This window comes from Actinomycetospora aurantiaca (assembly GCF_037401875.1).
Lineage (GTDB): Bacteria > Actinomycetota > Actinomycetes > Mycobacteriales > Pseudonocardiaceae > Actinomycetospora > Actinomycetospora aurantiaca.
Genome location: NZ_JBBEGN010000019.1, coordinates 34,265 through 58,116 on the forward strand (window position 1 = coordinate 34,265; position 23,852 = coordinate 58,116).

At 74.0% G+C, this 23,852-nt stretch carries 24 protein-coding genes and 1 pseudogene; 12 read left to right on the forward strand and 13 right to left on the reverse strand.

Features of this window, described 5'->3' with window-relative positions; all coding sequences use genetic code 11:
- Positions 1–3: 3 nt before the first annotated feature.
- Positions 4–1,407, forward strand: a complete 1,404-nt coding sequence (locus WCD74_RS25460) for an NAD(P)H-quinone dehydrogenase (RefSeq protein WP_337697705.1) — start codon at positions 4–6, stop codon at positions 1,405–1,407.
- Between the two features lie 70 nt (positions 1,408–1,477).
- Here the strand turns inward: WCD74_RS25460 and glpK are convergent, their stop codons facing one another.
- Together glpK and WCD74_RS25470 are read right to left on the reverse strand one after the other, a co-directional pair.
- Positions 1,478–2,980, reverse strand: a complete 1,503-nt coding sequence (glpK, locus tag WCD74_RS25465) for a glycerol kinase GlpK (protein ID WP_337697706.1) — start codon at positions 2,978–2,980, stop codon at positions 1,478–1,480.
- 43 nt (positions 2,981–3,023) lie between these two features.
- Positions 3,024–3,755: an MIP/aquaporin family protein gene (locus tag WCD74_RS25470; RefSeq protein ID WP_337697707.1), complete on the reverse strand. Its 732-nt coding sequence runs from the start codon at positions 3,753–3,755 to the stop codon at positions 3,024–3,026.
- Positions 3,756–4,035: 280 nt separating this feature from the next.
- Between WCD74_RS25470 and WCD74_RS25475 the strand changes: the two genes are divergently transcribed.
- Positions 4,036–5,811: a glycerol-3-phosphate dehydrogenase/oxidase gene (locus WCD74_RS25475; protein WP_373696130.1), complete on the forward strand. Its 1,776-nt coding sequence runs from the start codon at positions 4,036–4,038 to the stop codon at positions 5,809–5,811.
- A gap of 456 nt (positions 5,812–6,267) precedes the next feature.
- Here WCD74_RS25475 and WCD74_RS25480 read toward each other — a convergent pair.
- From WCD74_RS25480 to WCD74_RS25490, 3 genes and pseudogenes are all read right to left on the reverse strand, one after another.
- Positions 6,268–7,770, reverse strand: a pseudogene (locus WCD74_RS25480) (DHA2 family efflux MFS transporter permease subunit); the annotation flags it as partial.
- A 127-nt stretch (positions 7,771–7,897) separates the two neighbouring features.
- Positions 7,898–8,350 (reverse strand): DUF1707 SHOCT-like domain-containing protein, encoded by a 453-nt coding sequence (locus WCD74_RS25485; protein ID WP_337697708.1) that lies wholly within the window; start codon positions 8,348–8,350, stop codon positions 7,898–7,900.
- Between the two features lie 27 nt (positions 8,351–8,377).
- Positions 8,378–10,183: an acetyl/propionyl/methylcrotonyl-CoA carboxylase subunit alpha gene (locus WCD74_RS25490; RefSeq protein ID WP_337697709.1), complete on the reverse strand. Its 1,806-nt coding sequence runs from the start codon at positions 10,181–10,183 to the stop codon at positions 8,378–8,380.
- A 233-nt stretch (positions 10,184–10,416) separates the two neighbouring features.
- Between WCD74_RS25490 and WCD74_RS25495 the strand changes: the two genes are divergently transcribed.
- Positions 10,417–11,175 carry a hypothetical protein gene (locus WCD74_RS25495; protein WP_337697710.1) on the forward strand — a complete coding sequence of 253 codons (759 nt, stop codon included), beginning with the start codon at positions 10,417–10,419 and terminating at the stop codon, positions 11,173–11,175.
- Here the strand turns inward: WCD74_RS25495 and WCD74_RS25500 are convergent.
- The 3 genes from WCD74_RS25500 to WCD74_RS25510 are packed head-to-tail and all read right to left on the reverse strand — an operon-like array spanning position 11,141 to position 13,710.
- Positions 11,141–11,773 (reverse strand): Maf family protein, encoded by a 633-nt coding sequence (locus WCD74_RS25500; RefSeq protein WP_337697711.1) that lies wholly within the window; start codon positions 11,771–11,773, stop codon positions 11,141–11,143. The genes WCD74_RS25495 and WCD74_RS25500 overlap by 35 nt on opposite strands.
- A gap of 25 nt (positions 11,774–11,798) precedes the next feature.
- On the reverse strand, positions 11,799–12,032 hold the full coding sequence (locus tag WCD74_RS25505) for an acyl-CoA carboxylase subunit epsilon (protein ID WP_337697712.1): 234 nt from the start codon (positions 12,030–12,032) through the stop codon (positions 11,799–11,801).
- Positions 12,033–12,066: 34 nt separating this feature from the next.
- Positions 12,067–13,710 (reverse strand): acyl-CoA carboxylase subunit beta, encoded by a 1,644-nt coding sequence (locus tag WCD74_RS25510; protein WP_337697713.1) that lies wholly within the window; start codon positions 13,708–13,710, stop codon positions 12,067–12,069.
- A gap of 80 nt (positions 13,711–13,790) precedes the next feature.
- On the opposite strand from WCD74_RS25510, the gene WCD74_RS25515 reads away from it, so the two are divergent.
- The 3 genes from WCD74_RS25515 (at position 13,791) to WCD74_RS25525 (ending at position 15,729) form a co-directional block, all read left to right on the forward strand.
- Complete coding sequence (locus tag WCD74_RS25515; protein WP_337697714.1) at positions 13,791–14,633, forward strand: biotin--[acetyl-CoA-carboxylase] ligase; 843 nt, start codon at positions 13,791–13,793, stop codon at positions 14,631–14,633.
- Positions 14,634–14,720: 87 nt separating this feature from the next.
- Positions 14,721–15,431 (forward strand): PH domain-containing protein, encoded by a 711-nt coding sequence (locus WCD74_RS25520; protein WP_337697715.1) that lies wholly within the window; start codon positions 14,721–14,723, stop codon positions 15,429–15,431.
- 37 nt (positions 15,432–15,468) lie between these two features.
- The gene (locus WCD74_RS25525; protein ID WP_337697716.1) at positions 15,469–15,729 is read left to right on the forward strand and encodes a hypothetical protein; all 261 of its coding nucleotides are present in this window, start codon (positions 15,469–15,471) and stop codon (positions 15,727–15,729) included.
- On the opposite strand, the gene WCD74_RS25530 is transcribed toward WCD74_RS25525, so the two are convergent.
- Positions 15,716–16,507, reverse strand: coding sequence for an inositol monophosphatase family protein (locus tag WCD74_RS25530; protein ID WP_337697717.1), 792 nt, complete (start codon positions 16,505–16,507; stop codon positions 15,716–15,718). The two genes, WCD74_RS25525 and WCD74_RS25530, sit on opposite strands and share 14 nt — an antisense overlap.
- A gap of 38 nt (positions 16,508–16,545) precedes the next feature.
- Here WCD74_RS25530 and WCD74_RS25535 point away from each other — a divergent pair, with 38 nt between their 5' ends.
- Both WCD74_RS25535 and WCD74_RS25540 read left to right on the forward strand, forming a co-directional pair.
- Positions 16,546–17,220: a response regulator transcription factor gene (locus tag WCD74_RS25535; RefSeq protein WP_337697718.1), complete on the forward strand. Its 675-nt coding sequence runs from the start codon at positions 16,546–16,548 to the stop codon at positions 17,218–17,220.
- 7 nt (positions 17,221–17,227) lie between these two features.
- Entirely contained in the window at positions 17,228–18,508 is a 1,281-nt protein-coding gene (locus WCD74_RS25540) for a sensor histidine kinase (protein ID WP_337697719.1), read from the forward strand.
- 64 nt (positions 18,509–18,572) lie between these two features.
- On the opposite strand, the gene WCD74_RS25545 is transcribed toward WCD74_RS25540, so the two are convergent.
- The gene (locus WCD74_RS25545) at positions 18,573–19,046 is read right to left on the reverse strand and encodes a GtrA family protein (protein WP_337697720.1); all 474 of its coding nucleotides are present in this window, start codon (positions 19,044–19,046) and stop codon (positions 18,573–18,575) included.
- A 95-nt stretch (positions 19,047–19,141) separates the two neighbouring features.
- On the opposite strand from WCD74_RS25545, the gene WCD74_RS25550 reads away from it, so the two are divergent.
- Positions 19,142–19,543, forward strand: coding sequence for a hypothetical protein (locus WCD74_RS25550; protein ID WP_337697721.1), 402 nt, complete (start codon positions 19,142–19,144; stop codon positions 19,541–19,543).
- Here WCD74_RS25550 and WCD74_RS25555 read toward each other — a convergent pair.
- Complete coding sequence (locus WCD74_RS25555) at positions 19,528–19,815, reverse strand: DUF1540 domain-containing protein (protein WP_337697722.1); 288 nt, start codon at positions 19,813–19,815, stop codon at positions 19,528–19,530. The genes WCD74_RS25550 and WCD74_RS25555 overlap by 16 nt on opposite strands.
- A gap of 297 nt (positions 19,816–20,112) precedes the next feature.
- Between WCD74_RS25555 and WCD74_RS25560 the strand changes: the two genes are divergently transcribed.
- Positions 20,113–20,574 carry a hypothetical protein gene (locus WCD74_RS25560; RefSeq protein WP_337697723.1) on the forward strand — a complete coding sequence of 154 codons (462 nt, stop codon included), beginning with the start codon at positions 20,113–20,115 and terminating at the stop codon, positions 20,572–20,574.
- Positions 20,571–20,900, forward strand: coding sequence for a winged helix-turn-helix domain-containing protein (locus WCD74_RS25565; protein ID WP_337697724.1), 330 nt, complete (start codon positions 20,571–20,573; stop codon positions 20,898–20,900). The genes WCD74_RS25560 and WCD74_RS25565 overlap by 4 nt, the downstream gene beginning before the upstream one ends.
- On the opposite strand, the gene WCD74_RS25570 is transcribed toward WCD74_RS25565, so the two are convergent.
- On the reverse strand, positions 20,863–21,744 hold the full coding sequence (locus tag WCD74_RS25570) for a class I SAM-dependent methyltransferase (protein ID WP_337697725.1): 882 nt from the start codon (positions 21,742–21,744) through the stop codon (positions 20,863–20,865). The genes WCD74_RS25565 and WCD74_RS25570 overlap by 38 nt on opposite strands.
- 140 nt (positions 21,745–21,884) lie before the next feature.
- On the opposite strand from WCD74_RS25570, the gene WCD74_RS25575 reads away from it, so the two are divergent.
- Positions 21,885–23,135, forward strand: a complete 1,251-nt coding sequence (locus tag WCD74_RS25575; RefSeq protein WP_337697726.1) for an alpha-hydroxy-acid oxidizing protein — start codon at positions 21,885–21,887, stop codon at positions 23,133–23,135.
- Here the strand turns inward: WCD74_RS25575 and WCD74_RS25580 are convergent.
- A complete protein-coding gene (locus WCD74_RS25580; RefSeq protein ID WP_337697727.1) occupies positions 23,129–23,794 on the reverse strand; it encodes a DUF1707 SHOCT-like domain-containing protein in 666 nt (221 codons plus the stop codon). The two genes, WCD74_RS25575 and WCD74_RS25580, sit on opposite strands and share 7 nt — an antisense overlap.
- Positions 23,795–23,852: the final 58 nt, after the last annotated feature.

The following is a 23,852-nucleotide window of genomic DNA, read 5'->3' on the forward strand; positions in this document are numbered from 1 at the left end:
CCCATGACCCGCATCGTGATCCTCGGCGGCGGTCCCGCCGGGTACGAGGCGGCCCTGGTCGCCGCGCAGCACGAGGCCTCCGTCGTCCTCGTCGAGGAGGACAGCGTCGGCGGCAACTGCGTCGCCTACGACTGCGTGCCCTCCAAGACCTTCATCGCCTCCGCCGGGGTGCGGGCGGGCTTCCGCCGCAACGCCGACATGGGGATCGACGTCGACGACGAGGCCTACGTCGACCTGCCGCGCGTCAACGGCCGGGTGAAGGGCCTCGCGCTCGCCCAGTCCTCCGACATCCGGGCCACCCTGGAACGGGCGGGCGTCCGGGTCGTCGACGGCCGCGGCCGCTTCCGGGCGGCGGCGCAGACCAGCGCCACGCACGACATCGTGATCTCCCCGTCGGACGGCTCCGCCCCCGAGACGGTGACCGCCGACGTCGTCCTCATCGCCACCGGCGCCTCCCCGCGCGTGCTCCCCGACGCGGTCCCGGACGGGCGGCGCATCCTCACCTGGCGCCAGCTCTACGACCTCGAGGAGCTGCCGGAGCACCTCGTCGTCGTCGGGTCCGGGGTCACGGGTGCCGAGTTCGTCTCCGCGTACTCCGAGCTGGGCGTGCCGGTCACGCTGATCTCCAGCCGCGACCGCGTCCTGCCCCACGAGGACCCGGACGCCGCGACCACGCTCGAGGAGGTCTTCACCGAGCGGGGCGTGACGATCGAGCCGCGGTCGCGGGCCGACAAGGTCGTGGCCACCGCCGACGGCGTGCGCGTCACGCTCTCCGACGGCCGGGAGGTCACCGGCTCGCACGCCCTGATGACGGTCGGCTCGGTGCCCAACACGGGCGACCTCGGGTGCGACGAGGTCGGGCTGGAGCTCCGCGAGACCGGCCACATCACCGTCGACCGGGTCTCGCGGACCTCGATCCCGGGCGTCTACGCCGCCGGGGACTGCACCGGGCTGCTCCCGCTCGCCTCGGTCGCGGCGATGCAGGGCCGGATCGCGATGTGGCACTCGCTGGGCGAGGGGGTCTCGCCGCTGCGGCTCAAGACGGTCGCCTCGGCGGTGTTCACCCGTCCCGAGGTCGCTACGGTCGGGATCGGGCACCAGCAGGTCGAGTCCGGCGAGTTCGCGGCCCGCGAGGTGCTGCTCCCGCTGGGCACCAACCCGCGCGCCAAGATGCAGGCCGTCGACCGCGGCTTCGTCAAGGTCTTCTGCCGGCCGGCGACCGGCGTCGTCATCGGCGGGGTGATCGTGGCCCCGGTCGCGAGCGAGTTGGTGCTCCCGCTCGCCATGGCGGTGCAGAACAACCTCACGGTGGACGACCTCGCCCACACGTTCTCGATCTACCCGTCGCTCTCGGGCTCGGTCACCGAGGCGGGCCGCCGCCTGATGCAGCACGACGACCTGGACTAGGTGCGCTCCGCGCTGTGAGCACTTTTCCGTGTCACAGCACGGAAAAGTGCTCACGAGCGCGAAGCGCACATCATGCCCAGTCGAACGTCCGCGTGACGGCCTTCTTCCACTGCTCGTAGGTGCGGTCGCGCTCGGTCGGGTCCATCGAGGGCTCCCAGACCTTGTCCTGCGCCCAGTTGTCGCGGATGTCCTGCTCGGAGGACCAGAACCCGACGGCGAGGCCCGCGGCGTAGGCGGCGCCCAGGGCGGTCGTCTCCGAGACCACCGGGCGGACCACCTCCACGCCGAGCAGGTCGGCCTGGAACTGCATGAGCACCTCGTTGCCGACCATGCCGCCGTCGACCTTGAGCGTCGTCAGCGGCACGCCGGAGTCGGCGTTCATGGCGTCGATGACCTCGCGGGTCTGGAACGCGGTCGCCTCCAGCACCGCGCGGGCGATGTGGCCCTTGTTGACGTAGCGGGTGAGCCCGACGATCGCGCCGCGGGCGTCCGCGCGCCAGTACGGGGCGAACAGCCCGGAGAAGGCCGGCACGATGTAGGCGCCACCGTTGTCGTCGACCGACTTCGCGAGCTCCTCCACCTCGGGCGCCGACGAGATCAGGCCCAGGTTGTCGCGGAGCCACTGCACCAGCGACCCGGTGACGGCGATGGACCCCTCGAGCGCGTACACCTGCGGCTGGTCGCCGATCTTGTAGCAGACCGTGGTCAGCAGCCCGTTCTTCGACTCGACCTTCTCCGTGCCCGTGTTGAGCAGGACGAAGTTGCCGGTGCCGTAGGTGTTCTTGGCCTCGCCCACCTCGAGGCAGGCCTGGCCGAACGTCGCGGCCTGCTGGTCGCCGAGGATGCCGGAGACCGGGACGTCGCGGAACGTGCCGCGGGCGCGGATCTGGCCGTAGGTCTCCGACGACGAGCGGATCTCCGGGAGCATCGACATCGGGACGCCGATCTCCTCGCAGAGCTCCGGGTCCCACTGCAGGGTGTCGATGTTCATCAGCAGGGTGCGCGAGGCGTTCGTCGGGTCGGTGACGTGCAGGCCGCCCTCGTTGCCGCCGGTCGCGTTCCACAGCACCCAGGTGTCCATCGTCCCGAACGCCAGCTCGCCGCGCTCGGCCCGCTCGCGCGCGCCCTCGACGTTGTCGAGGATCCAGCGCGCCTTCGGGCCGGCGAAGTAGGTGGCCAGCGGCAGGCCGGTCTTGGCCCGGTACCGCTCCGCCCCGCCGCCGAGCGCCCCGAGCTCGTCGCAGATCGCCTGGGTGCGGGTGTCCTGCCAGACGATGGCGTTGTGGATCGGCTCGCCGGTGGCCCGGTCCCAGACGACGGTCGTCTCGCGCTGGTTGGTGATCCCGACGGCGGCGATGCTCGAGGCGTCGAGGTCGGCCCGCGCGAGCGCGCCACCGCACACCTGCCGGGTGTTGCCCCAGATCTCGGCGGCGTCGTGCTCGACCCAGCCGGCCCGCGGGAAGATCTGCTGGTGCTCGAGCTGGTCGACGGCGACGACCCGCCCGGAGTGGTCGAAGATCATGCACCGCGTCGACGTGGTGCCCTGGTCGATCGCCGCGACGTACTGGGTCATCGAGCCTGCTCTCCTGTTCGAGTCGGTGGGGAACGCGATCGTGTCAGCTGTACGCGGGCACGACGAGATTGACGAGGGCCGCGAGCGCGGCGCCGATGAACGGCCCGAGGATCGGCACCCAGGCGTAGCCCCACTGCGCGCTGCCCTTGCCGGGGATCGGGAGGACCGCGTACGCGGCGCGGGGCCCGAGGTCGCGGGCCGGGTTGATGGCGTAGCCGGTCGGTCCGCCGAGGGCCGCGCCGATCCCGACGACGAGCGCGGTCACGGCCGCGTAGTTGGCGGGGGAGTCGTAGGGGGCCTGGAGCAGGAAGAGCAGCAGCACGAACGTCGCGATGGTCTCGCTGACCAGGTTCCACACCGGCTTCTTGATCGGCGGGTTGGTGGCGAAGATGCCCACCGTCTCGGTGTTCTGCTCCCGGTTGTGGTCGAACTGCAGCTTGTAGACCAACCACGCGAGGGAGGCACCGACGAAGGCGCCCAGGAACTGGCCGATCAGGTAGAACGGCACGTTCGCCCACGGGGTCTGGCCGGCGATCGCGAGGCCGAGCGTCACGGCGGGGTTGATGTGCCCGCCGCTGGGGTTCGCGATGCTCGCGCCGGCGAAGACGCCGACGCCCCAGCCGATGACGATCAGCACCCAGGGAGCGGTGTCACCGTCCTGGGTCGACCGCGGCAGGATCACGTTCGCGACCACGCCGACACCGAACAACAGCAGCACGGCCGTGCCGAGGAACTCCCACAGGATGATCTCGCCGCCGCTGAGGACCGGTGTCACGTCATCTCCCCTGGTCGCGCTCTCGAGAGCGGGCCCGGTCCGCACCGACGAGCGCGGCGGACGCTAGTCGCGCGCGTCACATGTGTCTATGCCCTTCACCCGCTGACGGAAGCGCTTCCGGTGACGGCGGGTCGATCTCGGCCCCGGAGGTCCGCCCGCGGGTAGCGTGGACAGTGCCGTCGCGGGAACCCCCGGGCATCGCCGCTGGTGGTGGACGTCCTCGGGGCGTTGCGCCGCACGGAGCACCGGCGAGGACACCGAACGTACGAGGAGGTTCGAGGTGGCTGCGAAGTCCGCCGACACCGGTTCGCCGGAGGCCGAGTCGCTCGACGCCGTGACCGAGCCCTCCCGGCTCGGCCCCGCCGAGCGCGCACGGTCCTGGGAACGCCTGCAGAACGAGCAGTTCGACGTCGTCGTGGTCGGCGGGGGCGTGGTCGGGGTCGGCGCGGCCCTGGACGCCGCCACCCGGGGCCTCACGGTCGCCCTGGTCGAGGCCCGCGACCTCGCGGCCGGCACGTCCAGCCGCTCGTCCAAGCTCTTCCACGGCGGCCTGCGCTACCTGGAGCAGCTGGACTTCGGCCTGGTGCGCGAGGCGCTGTTCGAGCGCGAGCTCAACATGACCCGACTCGCGCCGCACCTGATCAAGCCGGTGCCGTTCCTGTACCCGCTGACTCACCACGGCTGGGAGCGGCCGTACGTGACGGCCGGGATCACGCTCTACGACACGATGGGCGGCAAGAGCTCGCTGCCCAAGCAGAAGCAGCTCACCCGCTCCGGCGCCCTGCGGATGGCGCCGGCGCTCAAGCGCGACGCACTGGTCGGCGCGGTCCGCTACTACGACGCGCAGGCCGACGACGCCCGGCACACGATGATGGTCGGGCGCACGGCCGCGCAGTACGGCGCCGTGGTGCGGACCTCGACCCAGGTCGTGGACTTCCTGCACGAGGTCGACCGGGTCGCCGGCGTCCGTGTCCGCGACGTCGAGACGGGCCGGGAGACCGACGTGCGGGCGCACGTGGTGGTCAACTGCACCGGGGTGTGGACCGACCAGATGCAGCGGGCCGCGGGCACCCGCGGGCGGTTCAAGGTGAACGCCTCGAAGGGCGTGCACTTCCTGGTCGCGCGGGACAAGATCCCCTCGGACGTCGGGATGATCTTGCGGACCGAGAAGTCGGTGCTGTTCGTGATCCCGTGGCGCAACCACTGGATCGTCGGGACCACCGACACCACCTGGCGGCTCGACCTCGCCCACCCGGCCGCGACGCGGCACGACATCGACTACCTGCTCGAGCACATCAACGCCGTCCTGGTCACGCCGCTGAGCCACGACGACATCGAGGGCGTCTACGCGGGCCTGCGGCCCCTGCTCGCCGGCGAGAGCGAGGAGACCTCCAAGCTCTCCCGCGAGCACGCCGTGTCGCGCGTGATGCCGGGGATGGTCTCGATCGCGGGCGGCAAGTACACGACCTATCGGGTCATGGCCAAGGACGCCCTGGACCTCGCGGTGCAGGACATCCCGGCGCGCGTGGCCCCGTCGATCACCGACCGGGTGCCGCTGATCGGGGCCGACGGCTATTTCGCGCTGGTGAACCAGGCCGAGCACCTCGGGCGGCAGTTCGACCTGCACCCGCACCGCATCCGGCACCTGCTCGACCGGTACGGCTCCCTGCTGCACGGCCTGCTCGCGATGACCGAGGACGACCCGTCCCTGCGCGAGCCGGTCCCCGGGTCCCCGGACTACCTGCGGGTGGAGATCGCCTACGCGGTCGCCTACGAGGGAGCCCTGCACCTCGACGACGTGCTCACCCGCCGCACGCGGATCTCCATCGAGTACGCCCACCGCGGCGTCGACTCGGCGGAGTCGGTGGCCGACCAGATGGCCACGCTGCTGGGCTGGTCGGCCGAGACCCGCGACGAGGAGGTCCGCTCCTACGTCGAGCGGGTCGAGGCCGAGCGCCGCTCGCAGTCGGTCGAGAGCGACGAGGAGGCCGACAAGCTCCGCCTCGCCGCCCCCGACCCGCGCCGCGAGCAACTCGAGCCGCTCGGCACGGGCTGAGTCCGACCGCCCACGCAGCGACGAACGGCCCCACCCCGGTTCGGGAGTGGGGCCGTTCGTCGTCGTGCCGGATCAGCCGCGCTGCGGTGCCAGCGGCTCCGGGTCACGGGCGTCGTCGGCCAGGGGCTCGGAGCCGACGAGGGTGACGTCGTGGCGCAGCTCGCTCGCGTGCCCGCCGGCGACCACCCGGTCGGCGTGCGGGGCGTGCCCCGGCGCCGAGATCACGACCAGCCAGGCCCCGGAGCCCGGCAGAGGCAGGTCGTACGACCCGCCCCGGGTCTCGACCCGGCCGTTCTGGACGCCGTGCTCGTCCACCAGCGTCACGAACGCCTCGCCCGCCCGGGCGAGCTCGACCCGCCCGGTGACCCGCGGCGCGGCCCGGTCGGGCGTCGTCACGTCCTCCGAGGGGGCGTCCGCGGGCGCATCGACGGGCTCCACGGCTTCGTCGGGTGCCCCGTGCGGCGCGTCCGCGGCCGTCTCGAGGTCGCCCGAGCCGGCGACCCGGCGCGGCAGGAAGAACGACACGACCAGGGCGAGCACGCCGACCACGCCGGCGGCCATGAACCCGGTCCGCAGCCCCTGGGCGTCCGGCGACCCGCCCGCGACCGCCGAGCCGAGCGCCGCGATCGTCACGAAGGCCGCCGTGCCGAACGCCCCGGCCACCTGCTGCAGCGTCGCCAGGATCGCACTCCCGTGCGAGTACAGCGGGCCCGGCAGCGAGGACAGCGCCGAGGTCATCAGCGGGGTCATCATCAGCCCGAGGCCGGCCATGAGCACCACGTGAATCGCGATCACGGCCCACAGCGGCGACGTCTCCCCGAGGGACGCGAACAGCCACAGCGAGACCGCCATCATGGCCGCGCCCGGGATCACCAGCGGCCGGGCGCCGAACCGGTCGAACATCGCCCCCACCGGCCGGCCGAGCAGACCGAGCACGAGACCGCCGGGCAGCACCGCCAGCCCGGTGACGAACGTGCCCTGGCGCAGCACGGACTGCAGGTAGAGCGGCAGGAGGATCGCGGCGGCCCCGAGCAGCGCCATGAACAGCAGCGCCGCGAGGATCAGCGAGACGACGTAGGAGCGGTAGGTGAACGGCCGCAGGTCGAGCAGGGCGGCGTCGCGGCGCTGCAGGACGAGCTGGCGCCACACGAACAGCACCAGGGCGACCGCGCCGATCGCGAGCGGCACCCACGGCGGCAGGTGCCCCCCGCCGGACTCCCCGATGGTGGAGAAGCCGTACAGGATGCCGCCGAAGCCGAGCGCGGAGAGCACCACCGAGGTGAGGCTCAGCGGCACCGACCGGGTCTGCGACGGCAACCGCATGAGCACCGCGCCCAGCACGAGCGCCGCGATCGACAGCGGCAGCACGATCCAGAACATCCAGCGCCAGCCCAGCGACGCGAGCACCGCGCCGCCGATCGTCGGGCCGATCGCGGGGGCCACGGCGATGACGATGGAGATCGTGCCCATCATCGAGCCGCGCCGCTCGTCCGGGACGAGCCGCATGATCGAGGTCATCAGCAGCGGGATCATCACCGCGGTGCCGCAGGCCTGCACGACGCGGCCGGCCAGCAGCACCTCGAAGCCGGGCGCGACGGCGCTGACCAGCGTGCCCAGGCTGAACATCGTCAGCGACGCGAGGAACACCTGCCGCGGGGTGAACCGCTCGAGCAGGTACCCCGTGGTGGGGATGACCACGGCCATCGTCAGGAGGAAGCCGCTGGTCAGCCACTGCACGGTGGTGGTGGAGACGCCGAGGTCGCGCGTGAGCTCGTTCAGCGCGACCGACAGGATCGTCTCGTTAAGGATCATGACGAACGCGGAGACGACGAGGACCGCGATCACCACGCCGGCCCGGGTGCTGCCCGGATCGGGCGCGGACGCGTCGTCGGCCGCCGTCGGGGCGTCCGGAGTGGTCGGAGCCGTCGGAGCCGTCGGGGCCGTCGGGGCCGTGGCCATGGGGTGACGCACCTTTCGCGGTGGAGCGGGGAGCGGTCGGCGTCGCTGCCGTGTCTCCAGAGAACCACGGACCCCCGACAACCTCCGACCGCTTTACGCCCGGACGTGACCAGGATCCGCCGGCCGGTCAGCCGCCGTGCTTGTGCCCGAGATAGGCGAGGAGCCCGATCGCGACCGGGACCAGCAGGAACACCTGCGGGAAGCGGAGGCCGGTGACGACGAGCAGCACCACCGCGAACACCGGCGCCAGGGCCGAGAGCAGGCCCGCGTGCCGGCCCAGCCGGGCCCCGATCGGGGTCACCAGCTCGGGGAGCTCCTCCCGGGCGGGCGACGCCGGGGCAGCGGTGGAGGTCCCGCTCCCCGGGCCCGGCTCCTCGTCGGGACGGGCCCGCGGGAAGACCGGGTGCGGCGCGGGGAGGTCGGCGAACAGCGCGTCGATCTCCGAGCGGACCCGCGCCGTCGACGCGATCGCCGACCGCTCCGCGTACTCCGAGGCCTCGAGCCGGCCCTCGCGCCGGTGCTCGTCGAGCGCGGCCATCGCGAGCTCGCGCTCCCGGTCGCCGATCCGCAGCTCACCCACCCCGTCCAGGGTAGGTGAGCGGACGGCCTACGCGTCCGCGATCTCGCAGATGACCGCACCCTGGTTGACCGACCCGCCGGCCTCGACCGAGAGCCCGGTGACGGTGCCGTCCTTGTGGGCGGTGACCGGGTTCTCCATCTTCATGGCCTCGACGACGACGATCTGGTCGCCCGTCGACACGGTGTCGCCCTCGGAGACGGCGACCTTGACGACGGTGCCCTGCATCGGCGAGGTCACGGCGTCGCCGGAGACCTTCGCGCCGCCGCCGGAGCGCTTGCGCGACTTCTTCCTGGCCGCGGGCGCGGCGCCGCCGCCCCCACCACCGCCGATCGCCAGGTCACCCGGCAGCGACACCTCCAGCCGCTTGCCGCCGACCTCGACGACGACCGTCTGCCGCGGCGCGGCCTCGTCCTCGTCGTCCCCCGCACCCTCGGCCACGTACGGCTCGACCGTGTTCTCCCACTCGGTCTCGATCCACCGTGTGTGCACCGTGAACGAGGACGCGCCGTCGGGGGCGGTGAAGGCCGGGTCGGTGACGACCAGGCGGTGGAACGGGATCACCGTCGGCAGGCCCTCGACGACGATCTCGGCCAGGGCGCGGCGCGAGCGCTCCAGCGCCTGCTGCCGGTCCTCACCGGTGACGATCAGCTTGCCGACCATCGAGTCGAACTGGCCGCCGATGACCGACCCGGACTCGACGCCCGCGTCCACGCGCACCCCCGGCCCGGACGGCGCCTCGAAGCGCGTGACGGTGCCCGGGGCGGGCAGGAAGCCGCGGCCGGCGTCCTCGCCGTTGAGCCGGAACTCGATGGAGTGCCCGCGCGGCTCCGGGTCCTCCGTGAGCCGCAGTTCCTCGCCGTTCGCGATGCGGAACTGCTCGCGCACCAGGTCGAGGCCGCTGGTCTCCTCGGAGACCGGGTGCTCGACCTGCAGGCGGGTGTTGACCTCGAGGAACGAGATCGTCCCGTCCTCGCCGACCAGGAACTCGACGGTGCCGGCCCCGGAGTAGCCGGCCTCCAGGCAGATGTCGCGGGCGGAGGTGTGGATGCGCTTGCGCTGCTCGTCGGAGAGGAACGGCGCGGGGGCCTCCTCGACGAGCTTCTGGTGGCGGCGCTGCAGCGAGCAGTCGCGGGTGCCGACGACGATGCAGTTGCCGTGCTGGTCGGCGAGGACCTGCGCCTCGACGTGGCGCGGCCGGTCGAGGTAGCGCTCGACGAACGACTCGCCACGGCCGAACGCGGAGACGGCCTCGCGGACCGCGGCGTCGAACATCTCGGAGATCTCGTCGCGTTCGCGGGCGACGCGCATGCCGCGTCCGCCGCCACCGAACGCGGCCTTGATGGCCACCGGCAGGCCGTGCTCGTCGGCGAACGCGATCACCTCGTCGGCGTCGGCGACCGGGTCCTTCGTGCCCGGGACCAGCGGCGCGCCGGCGCGCTCGGCGATCTTGCGGGCGGTGACCTTGTCGCCCAGGTCTCGGATGGCCTGCGGGGACGGGCCGATCCAGATGAGCCCGGCGTCGATCACGGCCTGGGCGAAGTCGGAGTTCTCCGAGAGGAAGCCGTAGCCGGGGTGGATGCCGTTGGCCCCCGACTGCTTCGCGGCGTCGATGATCTTCTCGATGTTCAGGTACGAGTCCGCCGCGGTCTCCCCGCCGAGGCCGAAGGCCTGGTCCGCGACCCGCACGTGCGGGGCGTCGCGGTCGGGGTCGGCGTACACCGCGACGCTCGTCAGGCCCGCGTCCCGGCACGCGCGCGCCACCCGCACGGCGATCTCGCCGCGGTTGGCGATGAGCACGGTGTGCAGGGCGTCCTGCTGAGCCTGCGGAGCCATGTCGAGGAGCCTCCTGGACGAACGCGTCGGTGCGGGCGAGGTGGAGTCGGGCGCAGTGTAGGGCCGGGGTCCGTCACCGTCCGCTCGAGACGGTCGGGCGTGACCGTTCCGGCGACTCTCCCGCACTCCGACGACCTCGCGACACCTCGTCGTACGTGGTCATGACCACAGCGGCCCCGGTGACGCCGGGCGGTGCCGGGGCACGGCCGCCCGCTCGCTACCGTCGTGTCCCGATGAGCGCTTCGGACTCCCGTCGATGGTGGGGCCCCGCGGTGGCCGTGTGCGCGTCCGTCGCGGCCCTGGCCGGCACCGTCGCGGCCGTGGCGACCGCGGCCGGCGCCGACGGCGCGTCCGCGCGCCGCGCGGACGCCCGGACGCTCGCGGACGCGGGCCCGGCGCCGCAGGCGTCGCCGGTCGCGGCCCCGACCACCCCGACCACCTCGGCGCCGCCGGTGACGACGCGCCCGGACCGGGTCGGCGACCCGACCCTCGCCGCGACGGTGGCCCCGGAGCCCGGGTGGGAGCCGGCCCGCGACCAGGCGCTCGTCCCGGTCACGCCCGGCCGGTTCCCGACCGTGCTCTCCCTGGACGACCGCGCCACCGTCCTCGTCGGTCGCCTCGACCCGGCGCGCGGCTTCGGCGCGGACGCCCTCGCCGACGAGGCACGACGGCTGGTCGGCGCGTTCTCCGACGGCGTGCGGGGTGACGACGACGGACGCGTGACGACCGTGTCCGACGAGGCGGGCCCGCTCGCCGGTCGTGACGCGTTCACCTCGGTCAGGCGCGCGCCGGACGGGACGATCGTGCGCGTGACGACGGTCGCGGGGGCGCGCGGCGAGCCCGGGCTCGTGCTGCTCGCGGTCGCGGCCCCGGGCCGGACCCAGGCCGCCGACGCCGGGTCGGCCGACCGCGTCGTGCGGTCGCTCGCCCCGACGTCCGGGACCTCGGCCGCGCGGGTCAGCCCGTCGTCGGCGCCCGCCACAGGTCGCTGACCTCGACGCCCAGCTCGGCCAGCAGCCGGCGGGTCAGCGGCAGGCTGATCCCGATGACGTTGGACGGGTCGCCCTGGATGCCCTCGACCAGCCAGCCGCCCAGGCCGTCGAGCGTGAACGCGCCCGCGACCGCCAGCGGCTCGCCCGACGCCAGGTACGCCTCCAGCTGGGCGGGCGTGGGCTCGGCGAAGGTGACGAACGTGGTCGCGTGGCCGGAGACCTCGGCCTGCGCCACCCCGTCGCGCAGCTGCACCACGGCGTGCCCGGTCACCAGCTCGCCGTGCCGGCCGGCCATCCGCTCCCAGCGCGCCCGGGCGTTCTCGGCGGTGTGCGGCTTGCCGACCAGCTCGCCGTCGATGTCGAGCATGGAGTCGCAGCCGATCACCAGGACGTCGCCGTCCTCGGTCGGCACCTGACCGGCCACCGCCCGGGCCTTCGCGATGGCCAGGGCGGTGACCTTGTCGGCCGCCGTCGCCTCGCCCAGCTCCGTGAGCAGGGCGTCCTCGTCCACGTCGGAGACGATGACGTCGGGGTCCACCCCCGCGGAACGCAGGACGCCGAGACGGGCGGGGGACGCGGAGCCGAGCACGAGTCGCACGGCCCGCGACCCTAGGGGCCGGGTGTCAGCGCGGCAGCGCCGAGGCCCGCCAGGCGCCCGGGCCCGGCGTGAGCGGACGCCGCACCAGGGCCTCCCGCTCGGTCCACACCGAGCGCGGGCCGGTGTCCGCCGGCTCGCCCTCGCCGCCACCGGCGGCCGCGAGCACGACGGTCAGCGCGGCCACCTCCTCGGGCGAGGGGTCGCCGCGGACGATGCGCAGCACCGGGCGGGCCGGTGCCTCCTCCTCCGGGCCGGTCACAGCGTCCTCCGTTCGGGCTCCGCTCCGCTGCGCCTCACAGCGGAATGTTCCCGTGCTTCTTGGGCGGGAGGGTCTCCCGCTTGCCCGCGAACGACCGCAGCGCGCGGGCCACGTAGCCCCGGGTCCACGACGGCGGGACGACCGCGTCCACGTAGCCGCGCTCGGCCGCGACGTAGGGGTTGGCGAGGGTGTCCTCGTACTCCTGCTGCAGCTCGGCCCGGCGCGCCTCGACGTCGCCGCCCTCGTCCTCGACCTTCTTGAGCTCCTTGCGGTACAGAATGCTCACCGCGCCGGACGCGCCGGTGACGGCGATCTGCGCGGTCGGCCAGGCGAGGTTGAGGTCGGCGCCGAGGTGCTTGGACCCCATGACGTCGTACGCGCCCCCGTAGGCCTTGCGGCAGATGACCGTGATCAGCGGGACGGTCGCCTCGGCGTAGGCGTAGATCAGCTTCGCGCCGCGCCGGATGATGCCGTTGTACTCCTGGTCGGTGCCGGGCAGGAATCCCGGCACGTCGACGAAGGTCAGCACGGGGATGTTGAACGCGTCGCAGGTGCGCACGAACCGCGCCGCCTTCTCGCTGGCGCCGATGTCCAGGCAGCCCGCGAGCTGCGTCGGCTGGTTCGCGACGACGCCGACCGCGCGGCCCTCGACCCGCCCGTAGCCCACCACCATGTTCGACGCGTACAGCTCCTGGACCTCCAGGAACTCCTCGTCGTCGACGACCCGCCGGATCACCTCGCGGATGTCGTAGGGCTGGTTCGGGGAGTCCGGGACGAGCCCGTCGAGCTCGAGGTCGACCTCGGAGAGGTTGTCCTCGACCGCGCCGGACTCCTCGTCGGCCGGCAGGCGCGGCGGCTCGGAGAGGTTGTTCGAGGGCAGGTAGCCCAGGAGCTCCTGCACGTAGGCGATCGCGTCGTCCTCGTCGGAGGCGAGGTAGTGCGCGTTGCCGGAGGTGGTGTTGTGGGTGCGGGCCCCGCCGAGGGTCTCGAACTCGACGTCCTCGCCGGTGACGGTCTTGATGACGTCGGGTCCGGTGATGAACATGAACGACGTCTCGTCGACCATGACCGTGAAGTCGGTGAGGGCGGGGGAGTAGACGGCGCCGCCGGCGGCCGGGCCCATCACCAGCGAGATCTGGGGGACGACCCCGGAGGCGTGCGAGTTGCGGCGGAAGATCTCGCCGTAGAGCCCGAGCGCGACCACGCCCTCCTGGATGCGCGCGCCGCCGCCGTCGTTGATGCCGACGACCGGGCAGCCGATCTTCATGGCCACGTCCATGACCTTGACGATCTTCTCGCCGTAGACCTCGCCGAGCGCGCCGCCGAAGACGGTGGCGTCCTGGGAGAACACGCAGACGGGGCGGCCGTCGACGGTGCCCTGGCCGGTGACGACGCCGTCGCCGTAGGGCCGGTTCGCGTCGAGGCCGAAGTTCGTGGAGCGGTGCCGCGCCATCGCGTCGAACTCGAGGAAGCTGCCCTCGTCGAGCAGGAGGTCGATGCGCTCCCGGGCGGTCTTGCGGCCCTTCGCGTGCTGCCGCTCGACGGCCCGCTCGGAGCCGGCGTGCACGACGTCGTCCTGGCGCCGGTGCCAGTCCGCCAGCTTCCCGGCGGACGTGTGGACGTCGGGTTCGTCCGCGGCCTCGTCGGGCTCGGGCGGCGGCTGCGTCGCGGCGGTCATGGTCGCGGACCATATCCACCAGCGGACGCGCGCACCCGCGTGATGCCGGGCACGTCGGTGATCGGGGATACGGTCGGGCGGTGCAGCCGGGACTTCGCGACGCCGCCGCCTGGGCGGCCCTGCAGACCACCGCCGTGGCGCCCACCGGCCCCTGGGCGCGGCTCGACGTGGTCGACGCCACGGGGTCCACGAACGCGGACCTCGCCGCCGCGGCCGCGGACGGGGCGCCCGACCGCACCGTGCTCGTCACCCACCACCAGCAGGCGGGGCGCGGGCGCCGGGAACGCACGTGGGAGTCCGGGCCGGGGGAGGGCCTGACCTTCTCCGTGCTGCTGCGGCCCACGCAGGTCCCGGTCGAGCAGTGGGGCTGGGCGCCGCTGCTGGCCGGGCTCGCCCTGGTCCTCGCCCTCGAGGACTACCGCGCCCCGGCCTCCGTCGCGACCCTCGAGACCGCCCTGAAGTGGCCGAACGACCTGCTGCTGGGCCCGGACCAGCGCAAGGGCGCCGGCATCCTGTCGGAGGTGGTGCCGGGTGGGGAACGCGGCAGCGCGCTCGTCGTCGGGATCGGGCTGAACGTGTCGACGCCGGAGGCGGAGCTGCCCGAGGGCGGCACGTCGCTGCTGGCCCAGAGCGTGCGGCGCACCCGGCCCGACGTGCTCGGCGACGTCCTCGCGGTGCTCGCCTCGCTGGACGACGACTGGCGCGCCGCGCGCGGTGACGCGGCCCGGGCGGGCCTGCTCTCCGGCTACCGGCGCCGGTGCGCGACGCTCGGGCGCGAGGTGCGGGTGTCGCTGCCCGGCGACCGCGAGCTGGTCGGTACCGCCGAGGACGTCGACGACGACGGGCGGCTGGTCGTCCGCGACGCCACCGGGAGCACCACCACGGTCACCGCCGGCGACGTGGTGCACGTCCGGGCGGTCTGACGGGCTCCTCCCGGCGCGGCACTCGGATCCGGCCCCCCGCGCGGATACCCTCGATCGGCGGAGCGGGGGCGGGAGGGGGTCTCGACGGTGGCGTACCCGGAGCGTCTCCTCGTCGCCGGTGAGCGCGTCGGGGTCCACGTCCGGCCGCACTGGCGGATGCTGGTGCTGCCCGCGGTGCTGCCGCCGGTCGTCGCGTTCGTGGGGGCGTGGCTGGCGGCCGTGGCCCGCCCGACGTCGTGGTCGCTCGCCGTGCTGATCGCGGTCGGCGTCGTCGCGGTCGGGGTGCTGGGCTGGTTCTCCGTCGCGCCCGTGGTCCGGTGGCGGGCCACCCACTTCGTCGTCACCGACCGCCGCATCCTGGTGCGCGAGGGGGTCCTCACCCGCACCGGCATCGTCGTCGTGGGCCGGTCGATCACCTCGGTGCGCACCGTGCGCTCCGGGCTCGACCGGCTGGTGGGCGCGGGCACGCTCGTCGTCGGGGTGGACGACGCCCGCGAGCCGTGGCGCTTCGACGGGCTGGCGCGCGTCACGCGGGTCGCGGCCGAGGTCGAGCGCATGGCCGAGCGCCGGGGCGGGCTGGCCCCGGACCGCTGGGGGACCTACGGCGACGACGACGAGGATCCCGACGACGAGGACCCGTACGAGGACGACGACCTCGACGACCTCGACGACCTCGACGACCCGGACGAGGACGACGACGTCGTCGACGCCGAGTGGGAGGTCTCCCCCGAGACCGGCCGGTTCCCGCGCCTGCGCCGCCTGTCCACCCGGCGCCGGGAACTCCCCGCGGGACGCTGAGCGGAACCGATCGCCGCGCGCCGGCGTCAGCACCGGTGTGGGAGTCGACGCGTTGCCGGGGTGGATCGAGGCGCTGGGGCTGCCCCCGGCGACGCTCGTCGTCGGGGAGCCGCCCGAGGACGCCGACCGGACGTGGTGCGTGCACCCCGGTCCGGAGGCGACGTGGGAGGTCTACTGGCTCGAGGGCGGTGAGCGGTACTCGTGGACGCGGTACGAGGAGGAGTCCGCGGCGTGCTTCGGGCTCTTCGGCCGACTCGCGTGGACCCAGATGATGCGCGGCGCGCTCAGGGCCGGATGACGCCGAGCACGGCGTCGTGCAGAACGCCGTTGGAGGACAGCGCCTCGCCGCCGTCGATGCGGTCGGTGCCGGCCAGGTCGGTCAGGCGTCCCCCGGCCTCCCGGACGACGACGGCGGGTGCGGCCAGGTCCCAGGCGCTCGCGCCGGGCTCGACCGCGGCGTCGAGGAGCCCCTCCGCGACGAGCACGTGGTGGTGGAAGTCGCCGAACGCCCGGCTCTCCCAGGTGGCCTCGGTGAGGGCGAGCCAGCGGTCGCGGGCGCCGATCTCGCGCCAGTAGTCGAGGTCGGTGGTGGAGACGTAGGCGTCGGCGAGGTCCGCGACCCCGGACACCGAGATCTGCGCTGACGCGATCCCGCGCGCGACGTCGGAGGTGAACGCCCCCTGGCCGCGGGCGGCCCACCAGCGGCGGCCCAGGGCGGGCGCGCTGACCACCCCCACCACCGGCTCGCCGTCGACGACCAGGGCGAGCAGCGTCGCGAAGACCGGGACGCCGCGGGAGTAGTTCTTGGTGCCGTCGATGGGGTCGACGATCCAGTGCCTCGCGGCCGTGGTGTCGCCCCCGCGCTCCTCGCCGAGCACGGCGTCGTCGGGACGCTCCGCGGCGAGGATCCGGCGCACCTCGTCCTCGGTGGCGACGTCGGCGTCGGTCACCGGGGTGCGGTCGGGCTTGCGGTCGACCCGCAGGTCGCTCGCGCGGAACCGGGACAGCGTGATCCGGTCGGCGGCGTCGGCGATGCGGAGGGCGAGGTCGAGGTCCGGCTGCGGATCGCTGCTCACGCGCCTCATCCTGCCGGGGCGGTCTACGCTGGTCGTTCATGACCACCGTGCTGCTCGTCGAGGACGACGCGGCGATCGCCGGCCCCCTGTCCCGCGCCCTGAGCCGCGAGGGCTACGAGGTGGACGTGATCGACGACGGGCCGACCGCGGTGTCGCGCGCCGGGGACGGCGAGGTCGACCTCATGGTGCTCGACCTGGGCCTGCCGGGCATGGACGGCCTCGAGGTCTGCCGGCGGGTGCGCGCCGGCAAGCCGGACCTGCCGGTGCTGATGCTGACGGCCCGCACCGACGAGGTCGACTTCGTGGTGGGCCTGGACGCCGGCGCGGACGACTACGTCGGCAAGCCGTTCCGGCTCGCGGAGCTGCTGGCGCGGGTGCGGGCGCTGCTGCGGCGGCGGGCGCCGGAGATCCTGGACGCGGGCGGGGTGAAGATGGAGCCGTCCGCCCGCCGGGTCCTGGTCGACGGCGTCGAGGTGGGGCTGGCCAACAAGGAGTTCGAGCTGCTCCGGGTCCTGCTCGCGCACGCCGGGCAGGTCGTCTCGCGCGAGGAGATCCTCCGCGAGGTGTGGAACGACCCGGAGATGAAGACCTCGAAGACCCTGGACATGCACATGTCGTGGCTGCGTCGCAAGCTCGGCGACACCGACGGCGGGCCGTCCGGGGGCAAGCGGATCTCGACGGTGCGCGGGGTCGGGTTCCGCTTCAACACCTGAGTCCCCCGTGCGCCGCCGGATCCTGCTCTCGACGCTGCTCGTCGTCGCGATCACCGTCACCGTGCTGGGCGGCCCGCTGGCCCTGACCACGTGGCGGCTCGTCGAGGACTTCACCCACGCCGAGCTGGCCGGGCGGCTGCGGCAGGTGGTGAACACCCTGGACTCGCAGATCCAGTCCGACCGTCCGGTGGACCTCTCGGCGGTGGCGATCGCGGTGCCGCCCGGCGGGTCGCTGGTGGTCCGGACCCCGCGCGGCACCAGCGCGATCGGCGACCCGACGAACGCCGACCAGGTCTCCGAGACCGCGCTGTTCGGCATCAACGGGTCCGCGATCCTCGCCGAGCCGTCCGCCGAGATGCGGGCGCGGCAGCTGCAGGCGACCGCCCTCGTCCTCGCCGCCATCGTGCTGTCGGTGGCCGTCGGCGCCGTCGTCGCGACCCTGACCGCGCGCCGTCTCGCCGACCCGCTCCAACAGGTCGCGGGCCGCGCGGCCCGGCTCGGCGCGGGCGACTTCCGGCAGGCCCCGCTGCGCCACGGCATCCCCGAGCTGGACCGGGTGGCCGAGGTCCTCGACTCCTCCGCCGTGGCCCTCGCCGAGCTGGTGCAGCGCGAGCGGGACCTCGTCGGCGACGTGTCCCACCAGCTGCGCAGCCGGCTGACCGCCCTCCAGCTGCGGCTGGACGAGCTGGCCGGCCACCCCGACCCGGAGGTGTCCGCCGAGGGCGGCGCCGCGCTGGAGCAGGCCGAGCGGCTCGCCGAGGTCCTGGACGAGCTGCTCAGCTCCGCGCGCGCCGCCCGCGCGGCGAGCGCCTCCCCGCTGGAGCTCGACGGGGAGCTCACCGCCGTCGCGGACGAGTGGCACGACCTGGCGAAGGGGCAGGGCCGGACGCTGCGGGTGCGGGTCGCCGACGGGCTCGTCGCGCGGGCCACCTCCGCCCGGCTGCGCGAGGCCCTCGGCGTCCTCGTGGACAACGCGCTCCGCCACGGGGCGGGGCCGATCACGATGGCCGCGCGGCATTCCGACCACGACTCGATCGTCGTGGAGGTGTCGGACAACGGCGACGGGGTGCCGTCCGAGCTGGCGCCGCACGTCTTCGACCGCGGCGTGTCCGGCTCCGCGTCCACGGGCGTCGGGCTGGCCCTCGCCCGGGCGCTCGTCGAGGCCGACGGCGGGCGGCTCGAACTGGCGCGGACGAAGCCCGCGGTGTTCGCGCTGTTCCTGCCGGTGCCGCGGACCGACCAGGTGGTGGCCTCGCCGCGGCCGCTGCCGGCGACGGGGCCGCGCTGACGTTGCGGCTTTTCTGCCGTCCGACGTCAGCATGGCCGCAGTGCTGACACCCCGGAGGGGTGTCTCAGCCCGCCAGTGCCGCCGGGAACACCCAGCGTCGGAACGCCCACCAGCGGAACGCCATGGCGAGCAGGGTCCCGACGACCTGCGCGCTGACGAGGTCCGCGACCTGCTCGGTGACCGCCGAGACGGCCGGTGTCGCGAGGTCCAGGACGTAGCGCGACACCCCCAGGGGCGCCGCGTTGACCGCGAGCGCCGCGCCGGAGACCACGAAGTACAGGACCGCTTCCCGACGGCGGGCCAGGCCGCCCCGGGCGCGGAATGACCACTCGCGGTTCGCGACGTAGCCCACGAACGTCGCGACCAGCACCGCCAGGATCTTCGCGGTGACCGGCTTCGGCTCGAGCACCGTCGTCTTGAGGAGCAGGAAGACCGCGGTGTCGACGACGAAGGTGCTCGCCCCGACGATCGCGAAGCGCACCAGCTCGCCGTGGCGGTGCCATGCCGACACGAGGCGCGTCGCGGCATTCGGCTCCATCGGCGAGGAGTCTAGGACGAGTGGATCCGGGGGATCGACAGCAGGAGAAGCCAAGCTTAGGCTCACCTCATTCACGAACGAGGGAGGCCCGGCTGATGTCGGTTCGGTTGCCGGTCGGTGAGGTCACCGCGCTGCTGGGTCCGGGACTCGTGCGGCGCCGGGTGATGGCGGCCCTCGACGACGGGTCGGCCCCCGGCGTGCTGCGCCTGACGGCCGGGAAGCACGAGACGGTGGCCACCCGATGCGCGGCGGTCGCCGCCGCGGGCGAGGCGGGCGCGGCCATCGTGCTGGCCGACCGGATGACCGACGGGCTCGACGCGGCGGGACGCCGCGCGGTGCTGGCCGGCCTCCGCGACGTCGCGACGTCGGGCGCGGCCGTCCTGGTGGACGACGTGGACCCGGTCGCGACGGTCGCGGTGGCGGACGAGGTCCTGCGGGCCGACCGGACCGGCGGCCTCGTCCTGGAGCGTCTGTCCGAGATCTACTTGGCCTCGTAGGTCAGGCAGTCGGCGACGTCGGCGCCCTGGCCGCCGATCTCCACCGACGAGGCCGTGCACTCGAGCTTGTCGTTGAACTTGCACTCGGAGCGGTGGCAGGCGCCGACGAGCCCGCCCTGGTCCACCCCGCCGCGGAACGAGATCTCGACGAACGTGCCGCAGGCGGACCCGCCGACGGTGATCGCCCCGGCGTGGCAGCTGGAGCCCTCGTTGTACGAACAGCTGGTGGCGGCGCAGGACTGGACGGTCGGCAACTCGCGCATCGAAGTCATGGCACGAGGATGTCCGGTTCCGCCCGGCCCCAACAGCAAGCGAAGGCTCGGCTCACCCCGACCCGTCGTCGGGAACGCAACGCTCTGACCTGCGGTGATACCGCCGGGCGCGTCGGAGCGACCACTCGATGTGCCCATGATCGGGACCCATGTCACCGGAATGGGCGCCCCCGACGGACTTGGCCGCGAAGGTGTGCCTGACCTTCGCCCGATCGGCCCTTGCCGCGACGCGGGGTTGCCCCACGCCGTCTCCAGCATGTACTTTCCGATCGGAAAGTCGATGCCGGAGGGGGAGCCATGACGCACGAGGCGTTGGCCCGGGTGGCCGAGCAGCGGGACCGACTCGCCGAGCGGGCGCGGCTGCCGTGGTGGTTCTGGGTGCTGTTCACCCTGGCCACGGTCGGGCTGGTGGGGTGCACGCTCATCCAGGAGCAGCTCTCCGCCGGGGTGGGGACGTGGCTCGTCGTGGTGCCGTCGATCCTGGTCTACCTCCTGGCGGAGTGGCTGGTCCGCCGCACGCGGGGCATCAGCCTCTCCCGGCGGACGTTCCGCGACTACCCGTCAGCCCGCCTGCCGAGCGTGCTGTTCCTCCTCGCCGCCCTGGCCGGGATGTTCGTCGTCATGGTGACGGCACACGTCCGCCCGGACGTCGCGGTCGTCGCGCTGGTGATCGCGGCTCCGCTCGCGATCGCGGCCATGGTGTGGGTGCAGCACGCGATGCTGGCCGACATCCGCGCCGGGCGGGTCCGGAGCTCGTGACGCCCACCCGTGACCCGGTGTTCGAGGTCGGCCCACGCCTGGCGATGGGTGCCCTGTTGCAGGGGGCCGTGTGGGCGGACTTCGCGACCGTCCGCGACGCCGTCGGGGCCGGCGACTCCGTGATCTCCAAGCACGCCCGGTCCCTCGAGGACGCCGGCTACCTGGAGGTGTCCAAGGGCGCCGTGGGGCGCCGGCCCCGCACGTGGTTCCGGCTGACCGACGCGGGTCGCACGGCGCTGGAGAGTCACCTGGCGTGGCTGACCTCGCTGTCGGACGCGCTCCGCGCGCCTACCGGTGCGCCACCACCAGCGAGCTCTGACCGTTGAGGCGCTGGGTGAGCGGGTCGAGGGTGCGGCCGTAGGACTTCGCCACCTCGATCGCCTGGTACGCGTCGGTCTCCCACCCGCGCGAGCGCAGGGTCGCGGCGACGTCGGGTCGGGTGTCGGTGTGGATCAGCTCGCCCATGTCGACGCCCATCCGCCCGGCGATGCGCCGGAACGACGGGTCGGAGAGCTGCTGGCCGAGGTTCGTGAAGTCCTCGATCGCCCACTCCGAGCCCGGCGCGGAGCGCTCGTCGATCGCGTCCACCAGGGCGGTCTGCGCCTCGGCGGGGAGGTAGGGCAGGAGACCTTCGGTGAGCCACGCGGTCGGGAGCGCGCGGTCGAAGCCGGCGGCCTCGAGGGCGGCCGGCCAGTCGTCGCGCAGGTCCACGCGGACGGTGCGGCGGTCGCAGTGCGCGGTGGCGCCCTCCTCGTCGAGCACGGCGTCCTTGAACTCGATCATCGCGTCCTGGTCGACCTCGAAGAGCGTCGTGCCCGCGGGCCAGTCCAGGCGCTGCGCGCGGGTGTCGAGGCCGGCCGCGAGCACCACCACCTGCCGGATCCCGCGCTCGCCCGCGCCCGCGAAGAACTCGTCGAAGAACCGGGTTCGCGTCCCCATATAGCCCGACATCATCTGCCAGAGCTCGTCCTCGGTGTCGTCCGCCGGCTCGGTCGGCCGGGTGGCGAGCGGCTGCGCCGGGTTCGCGACGCGGACGAACGCCTCGGCGTACGGGTCGGAGATCAGCCCGTCCGGCCGATGGGTGTCGACCGCCCGACCGGCGGCCACGATCAGCGCCGTCAGGCCCACGCTCGACACGACGTCCCACTGCTCGAAACGGCTGTCCGCCACGTCCGCCTCCTCAGAAATGTTGTTAGCGTCAACAACCGAGGTTCCGCGTACCGACGGTCCCGTGCAAGCGCTGCGTGACGGTCCCGACACCGTCCGTACCCGCACGGCGGCGGGGCCGGGTTCGTGCTAGACGACCGCGCATGGCGATCGCGGCGGGGCGGGCCCGTCAGGAGCAGGTGTACCGCGACGGCGTCTCCGGTCGCCGGCCCCGGGTCCCGACGACGGCGGGTGAGCTCGAGCGGCGCGGACGGCGCGCGATGTCGCGCCGGGCCGACGCCTACGTCACCGGCGGGGCCGGGGCCGAGGCGACCGTGCGCGCGAACCGGGCCGCGTTCGAGCGGTGGCAGACGGTGCCGCGGGTCCTGCGCGACGTCGGCGCGCGGGACCTGTCGGCCGAGTTGTTCGGCCGCCGTCTCGAGCACCCGCTGCTGCTCGCGCCGATCGGCGCGCTGGACCTGGTGCGCCGCGGCGCCGACGTCGCGGTGGCCCGCGGTGCCGCCGCGGCCGGCGTGCCCATGATCGTCAGCAACCAGGCGGGGACGGCGATGGAGGCGCTGGCCGGGATCGGGCGGCGGTGGTTCCAGCTGTACTGGTCGACCTCCGACGAGCTCGTCGACAGCCTGCTGGCGCGCGCGGAGGCGAGCGGGTGCGAGGCCGTCGTCGTCACCCTCGACACGACCATGCTCGGGTGGCGCCCGCGCGACCTCGACCTGGGGCACCTGCCGTTCAGCCGCGGGCTGGGGATCGCGCAGTACACCTCCGACCCGGTGTTCGCGCGCCTCGCGCAGGAGCGGGCCCGTGCGCCGCGGTCCGGTCCCGCGCCGCGGGTGACCCCGGCCGCCGTCCGGACCCTGCTCGACATCTCGCGGAACCACCCCGGACCGGTCCTGGAGAACCTGCGCTCGCCGGTGCCGCGGGCCGCCGTCGAGACCTTCCTGGACGTCTACTCCCGACCGCACCTGGGCTGGGACGACGTCGCGACGCTGCGGTCGCGGACCGCGCTGCCGATCGTGCTCAAGGGGGTCCTGCACCCCGACGACGCGCGGCGGGCCGCGGACGCGGGCGTCGACGCGGTGCTGGTCTCCAACCACGGCGGACGGCAGGTCGACCACGCGGTCGCGGCGCTGGACGCCCTGCCGGGCGTGGTGGCGGCGACGGACCTGCCGGTCCTGCTCGACTCCGGCGTGCGGACCGGGGCGGACGTCGCGGTCGCCCTCGCCCTGGGTGCCCGGGCGGTGTGCCTCGGGCGGCCGTTCGTCTGGGGGTTGGCGCTGGCCGGGGCGGACGGCGTCGCGCAGGTGGTCTCCGACGTGCTCGCCGAGCTCGACCTCACGGTCGGGCTGGCCGGGGCGACCTCGGCGGCCGACCTGGAGGTGACGCGCCGCTACTGAGCTCCCCCGACGGCCAGGGGTCGCCGGCTGACGCTCACCCCGCCCATCATCGCGAAGCCGGTGACGCGGACCCGGGGTCCGTCCGGCCGGTTCGGCGCGCCCGCCTGGTCGGCGAACCCGCCCATGAACCCGACGCCGGTCACCTCCACCGTGGTCTCCGGGTCCACCACGACCTCGCACCCGCCCATCAGCGCGAACGCCTGCACGGTGACGTCCTGGCCGACCCCGCGCAGGTCCACCCCGGCGCCACCCATGATCGACACGACCTGCAGCGTCAGCCCGCGCGGGTCCAGGCGGGCGTGCCGCAGGTCGAGGTTCGTCCCGCCCATCACGCTCACCGCGCGGTGCGTCAGCCCGGGCGTCCACGCCCCGGACCGGTCCGCGCCGCTCATCACCGCCACCGACCCCGTCGTCGCGGGCCTCGTGCCCTTCCCGACGGCGGGCGGCGCGGCCGGTCCCGGGGTCGCCTCCAGGTCGGCGGTGACGGGGGCGAGCTCGTGGCGGAAGGTGGCCGCGTAGGCCGCCCGCTGCCGCTCGTCGCCCTCGACCATCGTCAGCCGCCCGTCGCCGACGGCACGCCGGACGAGCTCGGCGACCTGCTCGCGGTCGGCGTCCGAGGCCCGGACGGCGGGTGGCGACGATTCCCCGGGCTCGCTCATGACGGTCAGCGTAGGGCGTGCGTCACGCCCATCACTGCTGCTTCTGGCGCCGGTCACC